Annotated in this window: 8 protein-coding genes; 3 read left to right on the top strand and 5 right to left on the bottom strand. The window is 55.1% G+C overall.

The genetic code is table 11. The annotated features are described in order from the left end of the window. Positions 1 to 2 precede the first annotated feature (2 nt). Positions 3 to 728: a succinate dehydrogenase/fumarate reductase iron-sulfur subunit gene (locus tag GW591_RS21625; RefSeq protein ID WP_191996300.1), complete on the bottom strand. Its 726-nt coding sequence runs from the start codon at positions 726 to 728 to the stop codon at positions 3 to 5. A gap of 1 nt (position 729) precedes the next feature. After that, positions 730 to 2,529, bottom strand: a complete 1,800-nt coding sequence (gene frdA / locus GW591_RS21620) for a fumarate reductase (quinol) flavoprotein subunit (RefSeq protein WP_119261153.1) — start codon at positions 2,527 to 2,529, stop codon at positions 730 to 732. Positions 2,530 to 2,812: 283 nt separating this feature from the next. Between frdA and epmA the strand changes: the two genes are divergently transcribed. The 3 genes from epmA (at position 2,813) to GW591_RS21605 (ending at position 6,873) form a co-directional block, all read left to right on the top strand. Then, positions 2,813 to 3,790: an elongation factor P--(R)-beta-lysine ligase gene (gene epmA, locus GW591_RS21615; RefSeq protein ID WP_013573750.1), complete on the top strand. Its 978-nt coding sequence runs from the start codon at positions 2,813 to 2,815 to the stop codon at positions 3,788 to 3,790. 265 nt (positions 3,791 to 4,055) lie between these two features. Beyond that, complete coding sequence (locus GW591_RS21610) at positions 4,056 to 5,420, top strand: uracil-xanthine permease family protein (protein ID WP_013573751.1); 1,365 nt, start codon at positions 4,056 to 4,058, stop codon at positions 5,418 to 5,420. Between the two features lie 94 nt (positions 5,421 to 5,514). Continuing rightward, positions 5,515 to 6,873, top strand: a complete 1,359-nt coding sequence (locus GW591_RS21605) for an 8-oxoguanine deaminase (protein ID WP_166861357.1) — start codon at positions 5,515 to 5,517, stop codon at positions 6,871 to 6,873. Between the two features lie 65 nt (positions 6,874 to 6,938). On the opposite strand, the gene mscM is transcribed toward GW591_RS21605, so the two are convergent. The 3 genes from mscM to rsgA form a co-directional block, all read right to left on the bottom strand. Continuing rightward, entirely contained in the window at positions 6,939 to 10,307 is a 3,369-nt protein-coding gene (gene mscM, locus GW591_RS21600) for a miniconductance mechanosensitive channel MscM (RefSeq protein ID WP_013573753.1), read from the bottom strand. 47 nt (positions 10,308 to 10,354) lie between these two features. Next, the gene (gene asd, locus GW591_RS21595; protein ID WP_126124600.1) at positions 10,355 to 11,332 is read right to left on the bottom strand and encodes an archaetidylserine decarboxylase; all 978 of its coding nucleotides are present in this window, start codon (positions 11,330 to 11,332) and stop codon (positions 10,355 to 10,357) included. 182 nt (positions 11,333 to 11,514) lie between these two features. Next, a complete protein-coding gene (rsgA, locus tag GW591_RS21590; RefSeq protein WP_013573755.1) occupies positions 11,515 to 12,552 on the bottom strand; it encodes a small ribosomal subunit biogenesis GTPase RsgA in 1,038 nt (345 codons plus the stop codon). Positions 12,553 to 12,634 lie beyond the last annotated feature (82 nt).

Genomic DNA, 12,634 nt, shown 5'->3' with positions numbered 1-12,634 from the left:
CCTCATTGCGGTCTCAGCCTTGCGATCATGAAGTCTTTCGAACTTTCGACTTTGCCTTGCTGAATGGCGGCGGCAGGGTCGACGTGCTTCGGACAGACTTCGGAGCAATAACCGACGAACGTACAACTCCAGACACCATTCTGACTGTTGAGCTGTGGCATACGTTGTGCTTTGCCGTGGTCACGGTTATCGAGGTTGTAGCGATGCGCCAGCGTGATAGCTGCCGGGCCGATGAATTCAGGATTCAGTCCAAACTGCGGGCAGGCGGCATAACATAAACCACAGTTGATACAGCCGGAGAACTGGTGATATTTCTCCATTTGCGCCGGAGTTTGCTTGCCCGGGCCTTCGCCGATCGTGCGGGTATTGCCGATAATGTAAGGTTTGATGGCTTCGAGGCTTTCGATAAAGTGGGTCATATCGACCACCAGATCACGTTCCACCGGGAAGTTCCCCAGCGCCTCAATCTGCATACCGTCCGGATATTCCCGCAGGAAGGTTTTGCACGCCAGCTTCGGCACCCTATTCACCATCATGCCGCACGAGCCGCAGATTGCCATACGGCACGACCAGCGATAGGAAAGGTCAGCGGCCAGATGATCTTTGATGTAGCCCAGAGCATCGAGCAGTGACGTTGTTTCATCGAAAGGCACGTCATACACCACCGGATGCGGCGCGCTGTCCGTTTCCGGGTTGTAGCGCATGATCTCAACCTTCAGGCTGCGCATTTTAGCCACGTGATTGCTCCTTATCTTTTTTATCGTGAGTCTCAGATTCCCCGCCGTACACGCGTTTTGCCGGTGGCAGCGTGGTAATTTTCACGTCGCCATATTCGAGGCGCGGGGCGGAATCTGGCTGATAAAAGGCCAGAGTATGTTTGAGGAAATTCACGTCATCGCGTTCGGTACAGCCTTCATCGAGACGCTGATGGGCGCCGCGTGATTCGCGACGATTGATGGCGGAATGCGCCATACATTCTGCTACTTCCAGGCCATGACCCAGTTCGATGGTATACAGCAGGTCGGTATTAAAGACACTGGAGGTATCCTGAATTTTCACCCGTTTGAAGCGTTCTTTCAGTTCGGCCAGTTTATCGATGGTTTTTTGCATCAGCTCGGTAGTGCGATAAATCCCGCAACCTTCTTCCATCGCCAGACCCATTTCGTCACGGATGGCGGCCCAGCTTTCGTCGCCTTCCTGTGCCATCAGCGCGGCAACACGGTTTTCGATATCACGCACCTGCGCTTCGAGCGCGACGCTGTTGCCGGTGTCTTTGGCTTCAACTGCGCGTTCTGCCGCTTTTTCACCGGCCATACGCCCGAACACCACCAGTTCTGCCAGTGAGTTTGAGCCGAGACGGTTGGCGCCATGCAGACCGACAGACGAACATTCACCGACTGCGAACAGACCTTTGATACGGGTTTCACACTGTGCATCGGTTTCAATGCCGCCCATGGTGTAGTGCGCGGTAGGGCGAACAGGGATCGGGTCCGTAATCGGATCGACGCCGACATACGCTTTGGCCAGTTCGCAGATGAACGGCAGACGTTCACGCAGTTTTTTCTCGCCGAGATGGCGTAAATCCAGATATACCACGTCGCCACGCGGCGTTTCGATGGTGCGTCCGGCGCGCCATTCGTGCCAGAACGCTTGTGATACTTTGTCACGCGGGCCGAGTTCCATGTATTTGTTTTTCGGCTCGCCCAGAGGGGTTTCCGGCCCCATGCCGTAATCCTGCAGATAACGGTAACCGTCTTTGTTGACCAGAATGCCGCCTTCACCGCGGCAGCCTTCTGTCATCAGGATGCCGGAACCCGGCAGGCCGGTCGGGTGATATTGCACGAACTCCATGTCGCGCAACGGAATGCCATGGCGGAACGCCATGCCCATGCCATCGCCGGTGACGATACCGCCGTTGGTGTTGTAACGGTAAACACGGCCTGCGCCGCCGGTCGCCATGACCACGGCGTTAGCCCGAATTTGCACGCGTGTGCCTTCCATCATATTGATGGCGACAACGCCGCGTACCTGGCCTTCATCGACCAGAATATCGAGGACGAAATGCTCATCGAATCGTTTGATTTGTGGGTATTTCAGCGAGGTCTGGAACAGGGTGTGCAGCATATGGAAGCCGGTTTTATCCGCGGCAAACCAGGTGCGTTCGATCTTCATTCCGCCGAAGCGGCGAACATTGACGGAACCGTCATCCTTACGGCTCCACGGACAGCCCCACAGTTCAAGCTGGGCCATTTCAGTCGGGCATTGATGAACGAAATGATCCACTACGTCTTGCTCACACAGCCAGTCGCCTCCGGAAACGGTATCCTGGAAGTGAAAATCAAAGCTGTCGTGATCTTGCGTCACAGCGGCAGAACCGCCTTCGGCCGCCACGGTGTGGCTGCGCATTGGGTACACTTTCGAAATCAACGCGATATTCAGGTTGGGATTGGCTTCCGCTGCGGCTATTGCTGCGCGTAAACCCGCCCCACCTGCACCTATAATTGCAATGTCGGCGTTAAAGGTTTGCACTGCATTCCTCCACTATCATCAATGAGATCGGGTTTGAAACACCCGCGAAAAGCTCTTCATAATCGAAGAGTTAGTGAACCCCGATGACATACAGGCGCTGTCCCGGTGGCTGATATTCTTATTGTTTGTAAGAGAATTATTATACCAAAGGGGTAGTCATGGTAATTTGATGTGAATGCAGGTTTAGGCTTTCTCTGCATTGCGCTTCGTAAAATGAGATATTTGTTTGCCTGCGGGGATGCAGGTAGACTGCATGACTTTTCTGAATTCGGAGTAAATCACCATGAGCGAAACAGCAAGCTGGCAACCCAGTGCTCCCGTCGCCAATTTGTTGAAGCGTGCGGCTATCCTCGCTGAGATTCGACGTTTCTTTGCCGATCGCGGCGTACTGGAAGTTGAAACGCCAGCAATGAGCCAGGCCACGGTGACCGACATTCATCTGGTGCCGTTTGAGACGCGTTTTGTCGGGCCGGGTGCGGCTGACGGCATGACGTTGTATCTGATGACCAGCCCGGAATATCACATGAAACGTTTGCTGGCTGCGGGCAGCGGGCCGATTTATCAGATGGGCCGCAGTTTCCGTAATGAAGAAGCCGGGCGTCATCATAATCCGGAATTCACCATGCTCGAATGGTACCGTCCGCGTTATGACATGTACCGTCTGATGAATGAAGTGGATGATTTACTCCAGCAGGTTCTCGATTGCGATAGCGCTGAAACCCTGTCTTATCAGCAGGCGTTTACCCGCCATCTCGGTGTGGATCCGTTATCCGCCGACAAAACGGAACTGCGTGAAGCGGCGGCAAAACTGGATTTATCCAACATTGCTGATACCGAAGAAGACCGTGACACCCTGTTACAGTTGTTGTTTACGATGGGTGTAGAACCGCACATTGGTCGCGACAAACCGACATTCGTCTATCATTTCCCGGCCACGCAGGCCGCTCTGGCAGAAATCAGTACGGAAGATCACCGCGTCGCCGAGCGTTTCGAGGTGTATTACAAAGGCATTGAGCTGGCGAATGGTTTCCGTGAACTGACGGACAGCCGTGAGCAGCGTCAGCGTTTCGAGCAGGATAACCGCAAACGCGCGGCACGCGGCCTGCCGCAGCATCCTGTCGATAACAATCTGCTGGATGCGTTAGAACACGGTATGCCGGAGTGTTCAGGTGTGGCGCTGGGTGTTGACCGCCTGATTATGATTGCGCTGGGTGCTGCCAGCCTGAGTGATGTCCTGGCCTTCCCGGTGACACGCGCCTGATGAGTGCTTAAGCCCTGTTCCCAAGGTCAGGGCTTCCTTCCACGATTTCCCTTTTTTGCCCCTTCATTGTGCAATAAACCCAAAACTGCACTTTTACTGAAACAAAAGTACCTAAATGACGCAGCGCTGATTTTAAAGTTTCAGTGCTGGCCCTTTCTCGCCAAGCGCCATAAACAGGGTCTTCTGCCTGAGTTAAGCTAAATTTTTTGCTGCTGGCCTGATTTATGCATTACCGGATCATCACTTATTATCCGGAAAACTCGTTATGTCAGAATCCAACGACAAAGAACTTCTTTATGGACTGGAAGAGCGCATTGCACCGGCACCGGCATTTTTCACCGCCATCCAGCACGTGCTGGCAAGCGTGGTCGGAATTATCACGCCGCCGCTGATTATCGGCTCGGTTCTCGGGCTGAATGCCTACTTGCCTTATCTGATCAGCATGTCTTTGCTGGCTTCCGGCATCGGGACATTTATTCAGGCGCGCCGGTTTATGTCGGTGGGCGCGGGGATGATTTGTTTGCAAGGTACCAGTTTTGCGTTTCTGGGGGTGATCCTCTCCGGCGGTATGTTGGTGAAAAGCCGCGGTGGCTCTCCTGAAGACATCATGGCGATGATTTTTGGGGTGAACTTTGTGGCGGCGTTTATCCCGCTGCTGGTTAGCCGGTTTATCGGGCAGATGCGCCGCGTGTTTACACCGCTGGTCAGCGGCACCGTAATCGCGCTGATTGGCATCAGCCTGATTAAAGTCAGCATTACCGACTGGGCGGGCGGCCATGGTGCCGCGAATTTCGGCGCACCGGCTAACCTCGGGCTGGGGGCACTGACGCTGCTGGTGATTGTCGCCTGCAACCGCATCGACGTGCGCTGGCTGCGCCTTTCATCAATAGTTTTAGGCATTGTTGTCGGCTGTATCGCCGCTGCGCTGACCGGCCATCTGACGGTGAAACCTTTGCAGGGCGACTGGTTTGCATTGCCGCAACTGTTCCGTTTTGGTTTTAAGTTTGACTGGATTATTTTTGTGCCGATCGCGCTGGTATCGTTTATCAGCATCCTGGAAGCGGTGGGTGATCTGACCGCTAACTGCATGTTGTCGCAGCAACCGATTGAAGGAGAAAGCTTCCGTAAACGTCTGCAGGGCGGGATTCTGGCTGACGGTATCAGTTGCCTTATCGCCGCAGCCTTCTCGTCATTTCCTAACACAACATTTGCACAGAACAATGGCGTGATCCAGATGACCGGCGTCGCCAGCCGTTTTGTCGGCATGTATATTGGCGCGGTATTACTGGTGCTAGGCCTGTTTCCGTTTATCGGCGAAGTGTTGCAGCAAATTCCTGCGCCGGTGCTGGGTGGCGCAACGCTGGTGATGTTTGGCAGCGTGGTCGCGGCGGGTATCCGAATCATGACGCAGTCGCCGGTCGGACGTCGTGAAATGCTGATAATTGCCATCGCCTTTGGCATCGGTCTGGGCATTGAAGCCGTGCCAGATGTGCTTGGTCAGTTCCCACCCATCGTTGGCAATATCTTCGGGCATGCCGTGACCAGCGGTGGCGTTATCGCTATTCTGCTCAATTTACTGATGCCTGCAGAACGCACCAGCGTGGTCGCGGAGGAGATCAAGGTTCACTGAAATTCTGCGCGTTGCGCCCCTGGATCAGCAGACAGGGCATAACTGAGCTGACTCACTTTTTGAATTTAATGTGACCTTAAAAAGGAAGTCAGACATGTCAGAGCAACGCACGTGGATCAAAAATCCGCTGGCGGTTTTTACCGCCAACTCACTGGATGCCCGTGGCGGCATCGTCACTGAAGGGCAGAAAATTGCTGAGTTGCTGACCGCGGGTCAGCCACCTTCGCAGCCGGTAGATCATATTTATGATGCCTCCGAGTCTGTACTGCTGCCGGGGCTGATTAACACTCATCATCATTTTTATCAGACGCTGACCCGGGCCTGGGCGCCCGTGGTCAACGTGCCGTTATTCCCGTGGCTGAAAAAACTTTATCCCGTCTGGGCGCGTTTAGGGCCGGAGGCGCTGGGCCTGGCAAGCCGCGTCGCAATGGCTGAACTGTTGCTCTCCGGTTGCACTACCACCACTGACCACCATTATCTTTTCCCGCAGGGCATGGAGGAGGCGATCGATGTGCAGGTGGGCGTCGTGCGTGAGCTGGGCATGCGTGCGTTACTGACGCGCGGCTCGATGAGTCTCGGCGAGGAGCAGGGCGGTTTGCCGCCGGAACAGACGGTCCAGTCGGGCGAGGTGATTTTGCAGGACAGCCAGCGCCTGATTGACCGCTATCATCAGCGCGGCGAGGGCGCGTGGATGCAGATTGCACTGGCACCTTGCTCGCCGTTTTCGGTCACCACCGAAATTATGCGTGAGAGCGCCAGACTGGCGCAGCGGGAAGATGTCCGGCTGCATACGCATCTGGCGGAAACGCTGGATGAAGAACAGTTTTGCCTGAAAATGTTTGGTCTGCGTACAGTCGATTATCTGGAAAGCGTTGGCTGGCTGAGTGACCGGACATGGCTGGCACACGGTATTCACTTTAACGACGACGAAATCCGCCGTCTGGGCGCGGCGGGCACCGGTATCTGTCATTGTCCGGTGTCGAATATGCGGCTGGCTTCCGGTATGTGCCCGACGCGGGATCTGGAGGCCGCTGGCGTACCGATTGGTCTGGGCGTTGACGGTTCGGCGTCGAATGATGCATCAAACCTGATGTATGAAGCGCGGCAGGCGCTGTATCTGCAACGTCTGAAATACGGGGCGGAATATGTCACGCCGGAGCGAGTGCTGGGCTGGGCGACGTGCGGTTCGGCGAAGCTTATCGGTCGCGATGATATCGGGCAGATTGCCGTGGGCAAACAGGCTGATCTGGCGCTGTTTAAACTCGATGAATTACGTTTCAGCGGCAGTCATGATCCGATTGCCGCGCTGCTATTGTGTGGTGCGGAAAAAGCCGATCGGGTGATGATCGGCGGGAAATGGCGGGTGACTGACGGTGAAATTGTCGGCATGGATATCAAATCGCTGATCTCTTTGCACCGCAACGCTGCTGCAGCGCTAATCGCGGATCTGTAAACTCCATCAGCCAATGTGCTTAAAAAAGGGCAGAAGAATCTGCCCTTTTGCTGTTCTCTTTTCTCTTACAAATCGCCCGGTGAGCGCGAACTGTTTCCGCTGCGGCCACTTCCGCTGCTGCTGGTAAAGGTCGCGTTATTGCCATTTTGCGCGCGGTGCAGTGTTTCCATACGCACCTGGAATGGCGGGAATGGCAGTGTAATGCCGTGCTCGCGGAATCCAGCCAGGATCAGTTGGTGAATTTCATGGCGAAGCGGCATACGGTGCGCCATTTCAGCGGCATGCATACGCAGCTCGAAAATCTGAATCCCCTGCTGGAGATCCACCAGATAGGCTTCCGGCGCAGGCATATCCAGCACCAGCGAACAGCGATGCGCAGCGTTGAGCAGAATTTCTGTCACTTCTTCACTGTTGGCCTCCGACGGTGCAGGCACGGTTAGCACCACACGCGTGACGGAATCCGACAGCGACCAGTTGATGAACTGCTCGGTGATAAAGGCCTTGTTCGGCACGATAATCTCCTTGCGGTCCCAGTCAGCGATCGTCGTGGCACGGGTGTTGATCCTGGTGATACTGCCGGTCAGGTTGCGGATCGTTACGGTATCGCCGATACGGATCGGTTTTTCAAACAGGATAATCAGGCCGGAAATAAAGTTAGCGAAGATCTCCTGCAAACCGAAGCCGAGACCGACACCGAGTGCCGCCACCAGCCATTGCAGTTTTGCCCACTCGATCCCGATCAGCGAGAAACCGGTCAGGCCGCCAATCAGCAGCAATACGTATTTGGTGACGGTCAGTACGGCATAGCCGGTACCCGGCGTCAGATCCAGGTGTTGCAGCAGCGCCAGTTCCAGCAATGCGGGCAGATTACGCACCAGTTGCGTGGTGATAATCAGCACCAGAATGGCGATCAGCACCGATCCGAGGGTGATCGGCTGCATGCTTTCCACCCCCTGAACCGTAGACGCAACCTGCCAGAGATGAATATTTTCCAGGAAAGAGAAGGCCGAGTGGATTTCAGACCACAGGAAGATCACCGAGATCAGCGCGATCAACGTCAGCAGAGAACGCACCAGCCGCAGCGACTGGGCAGAGATGGCATCCAGATCCACCACCGGTTCCTCAATCTCGACCGTGCCTTCATTGCTGGTGCTGATCTGATGGCCATCTTCCTCACCGCGGGCGCGTTGATTCAGCATTTCCGCACGGCGCTGCTTGGCGCGTTCGAAGGCGATACGACGTCGCTGAATCAGCATCCAGCGGCGGATAATGTGATAAATCACCAGCAACACGAACCAGATGGCGACCGAGGTTTCCAGGCGGGCCAGCAGCGCCTGTGAGGTCGCGAGGTAGCCCATCAGTGAAGCCAGCGCAGCGACAATCGGTGCGCCCAGCAGCATCCACCACAGCGTCTTGTTAATGATGTTTTCGCTGTTGCCTTTTTTATCGTGATACAGCGGAATGCCCGCGCGTTTCAGGCTATTGGTGACCAGTGCGACCACCAGACACAGAATCACGAAGCACAGACGTCCCAGCGTATTAGAGAACTCGCGATCGTTGAGATTATCGAAGGTAATCAGCGCCATAATGAGCGGCACCAGCACCCAGATCGACAGCGCGTAATAGCGCAGTGCCCTTGACACCGCACGCTGCGGCCAGCCGAAGTGTGCCACAAACAATCCCTGAGGATGTGCCAGCGCGGCACTGACCATAAACGCCCACAGGATTGGCAACGTCGCGGTGACGCCATCGCCGATCGCCACCGCAATCGGATACGGCCAGGCACTTTGCAGCCCGAATCCCAGCGCGGCCCACAGCACAGGTAACGGCATCGCCACCAGAATTGACCAGAACACGGTACGCAGGGTCAGCGAGAAATGATCCTGCGTGACTTTGCCGACTTTACTGCTGGCACGTTCCAGAAATGCATAATAGTGCTTGCGGGAACTGATGCTGATAATCACCAGAATCAGTGCGCCAAACAGCGGCAACAGTGTTTCTTTGCTGGTGACCATCATCATCGACGCGCCGCCAAGCTGGCTGAGCGAATCCAGCGAGACCAGCCGTTTCAGGTCATGCGCGACCTGCACCGGGTAAGAAATGCCGATGGCGCTGACGTCTGCCACCCAGAACAGATAACGGTGGGCGGCGTCATGTACGTCATTCAGCGCCTCCACCAGTTGGCTGTTTGCCACTTTCAGCTTGGTCAGTTCAAGAATTTGGGTATCGCAACCCGAGAGCAGGGAATTGAGCAAATCACGTTGCGTCCGCAACTGCGCATCCAGAATTTTTTGCTGATCTGTGGTGAGCGGTTTGCCATCGTCCTGCCGCGCCTGACGGTAAATAGCCTGCTTATCCAGCAAATCTTCATAGTGCAGACGCTGAACGCGCAACTGGCCCATATCGCGGTCAAGCTGTTGCGGTTTTGGCATATCCGGCAGACGCGCAACCTGCGCCCTCAGGGTTTCGCCAAGTAAATTAGACGCGCCAAGCCACTGCGCCTGTTCGCGAATGGTATTAATCGCCTGACGTACCTGCTGAGTCTGTGCAGCGGCCTGACGTTGTTGAGAGGAAATCAGGTCCATCCGCTGCGCCTGCTGATTCAGCGCCAGCGACAACTCGCGGTTTGCCTGTAACTGCTGACTGATCGAGTGTGGCAACTCGCCACTCTGTTCGGCCAGCAGCTCGGTTTTTTCCAGCGCCTGTTCGGCTTCCTGCTGACGTTGATTATTCAGCGTGTTGCGTAAAACCTGTAATTGCTGATCAAGAAAATCGGCGCGCTTTTTGTAGAGATCGGTGCGCATCCGCGACAATTCCTGCCGGTTATTGGCAGAAAGCTGAGCCAGTTCCAGTTCATCCACCTTCGCTTTGCGCGCTGCGGATTCGGCCTGAAGCGCGCTGAGTTGCGCCTGCGCCAGGGGTGAGGAGGTGGCCGCCGCTGTCGCCGCCTGTATGCGCTGATCGATGTCGCTCAGCGCGTTGCGGGCTTCGGATTGCTGTTGCGGGATCAGACTTAGTGAGTCGCTGATGTCACGGGAACGATCCTGCTCCTGACGTAACTGGCGGGTTTCTTCCAGTTGCTGGCTGCTGACTTGCAGAATTTGCTGCTCGAGCTGAGCGGCTGAGATGCTGTTATCCAGCGCGGGTGGCTTGTCAGGCTGATTTCGCAATTCCTGGCGCAGGGCCTGCGTCAGTTTTGGAAAGTCATCAATGACCTTTTGATATTCCGCCGTGCGCCCGGCTGAAACACTGGCTTCATTCAGCCAGTTGAGTGCGCTTTGCAGCGCCTCAACCACCTGCGTCTGATTGGCCATTTCTTTGTTGGCTTCCGCCTGTTTCAGCTCCTGTTTGAGCTGATCTTCAGTCGGGGCTGCACCCGCCATCAATGGCAGGGACAGCAGTAAACTCATCAGCAGGGCGGGGATCAGGCGCACTCGGTCACATCCTTTTTCTCAGTTCTTTTCGTCTGTTCAGGGCGAACTTAATAATCTTTCGGGACTTGTGGTTCAGCCGTTGCCACACCAGCAGGTGTTTCTGTTGCTACAGGTACTTCTGTTGCTGGTGCTTGCGCGTCAGTTGTTGCGGGTGCCGCTGCACGCAGCGCTTCAGCGAACGGTTCGCCCATGCGGGTCACGGTGCCATTGCTCAGATTCGGCATGAAGCGAATTTGTTTAGCGGCAAACAGGTTGATCACCGTAGAACCCAGTTTGAAACGGCCCATTTCCTGACCTTTTTCCAGCGCGATGGCACCTTCTTCGCCCGCCGCCGGATAGGTCCAGCGTTTGATAATGCCTTCGCGTGGTGGTGTGACACCGCCGGCCCAGACGGTTTCAATGCTGCCGACAATCGTTGCGCCGACCAGAATCTGCACCATCGGCCCGAATTCAGTATCAAAGACGCAGATGACGCGTTCGTTACGGGCGAACAGATTTGGCACATTCGCGGCGGTCAGCGGGTTGACGGAGAACAAATCACCCGGCACATAAATCATTTCGCGCAGCACGCCGTCACACGGCATATGCACGCGGTGATAATCCCGTGGTGCCAGATAAATGGTGGCGAACTGGCCGTCTTTGAACTGCTCAGCCAGCAGATAGTTACCCGCCAGCAGCGCTTCTAAACTGTAGAAATGACCTTTAGCCTGGAACAGCTTGCCATCGGTAATTGCCCCTAACTGGCTAACTGCGCCGTCGGCTGGCAGGCAAAGCATATCCAGACCGCTGACGACCGGACGTGCGCCATCGCGCAGCGGACGCACGAAGAATTCGTTAAATGTGGCGTAAGATTTGAGATCCGGGTTTTGCGCTTCTTTCATGTCGACGTTATAAAAACGCGCAAACGCTTTGATCACCCAATGGGTCAGCGTGGCCGCACGTTTGTCCGCGCCCCAGCCAGCAAGACGGGTCAGTCCTTGTTTAGGAAGTAAGTATTGCAGTTTGATTTTGATACTGTCCAGCACGGGGAAAACCTCTTGGATGGTATGAATGACCGGCGTTACCGGTCATTTTGCAGGAGACCCTGAAATCAGTTCAGGGTCACGCAGTGTTGTATGGCGGAGGATTGTAACGGGGTGAAATCAACGGTTCAACTTCCGTTAACCTCACCCGTTTGCCATTAACATGTTAATTCAATTAATTAGCATTACAGCGTGTCGAAGTTTTTACGTGTTTTTACGTCTTCCATGCTTTCCAGAATGCGGTGGTAGTTGTCGAAACGTTCTTCGGCTATTTCACCCCGGTCTACGGCGTCACGGATTGCACAGCCCGGATCACTGCCGTGTTTGCAGTCACGGAATTTGCAGTAGCCAAGGAAAGGACGGAATTCGACAAAGCCCTGGGTGATTTGCTCTGGCGCAAGGTGCCATAAGCCGAATTCACGCACGCCCGGGGAGTCGATGACGTCGCCGCCATGCTGGAAGTGATACAGACGCGCTGCGGTGGTGGTGTGCTGACCCAGGCCTGAGTTATCAGAGACTTCATTCACCAGAATTTGTTTTTCATCCGGTGGCAGCAGGGCGTTCAGCAGGCTGGATTTGCCTACGCCTGACTGGCCGGCAAAAATACTGATGCGGTCAGTCAGCGCCTTTTCAAACGCAGGCATGCCTTCGCCGGTCTGGCTCGACACTTCGAGTACGCGATAATTGATATTGCGGTAGATATCCATCATGCCCTGAACGAATTTACGGCCTTCGTCGTCGAGCAGATCGATTTTATTGAGCACAATCAGCGGCTCAACTTCAACGGTTTCGCACGCTACCAGATAACGGTCAATAATATTGAGCGACAGCTCCGGCAGAATGGCGGAGACAATGACGATCTGGTCAATGTTTGCGGCAATGGGTTTGACGCCATCATAGAAATCAGGGCGTGTCAGAACGGAAGTTCGTTCGTGGACCGCCTCGACGATACCTTTCACACTGGTATTTTCCCCGGCGCGCCATACAACGCGGTCACCGGTGACCAGAGAACGGATGGTACGGCGGATATTGCAACGGTGCTGGCTGCCGTCGGCCGCTTCAACGTCCGCATGCATCCCGAAACGGCTGATGACAACGCCGTCCTGCGGTTCGCCATGCAGAGAATCGTCCAGCTCTTTTCGTTTGTCGGTCTGTGTCAGACGACGCTGATGGTTAGTCTGAACGCGACGTTGTTGCCCTTTAGACAGTTTTGACTTAGTCACTGCGCCTCACTTGACTGGCTTTAATCGCTCGGTGCGACCAAAACGACTATGATACCAGCTATTTTATAGTAATTGCCCGAAT

Origin of the sequence: Rahnella aceris (assembly GCF_011684115.1) — a bacterium.
Classification (GTDB): Bacteria; Pseudomonadota; Gammaproteobacteria; order Enterobacterales; family Enterobacteriaceae; genus Rahnella; species Rahnella aceris.
The sequence above is the reverse complement of the archived record's forward strand: the minus strand, read 5'-3'. Positions and strand labels throughout refer to the sequence as shown.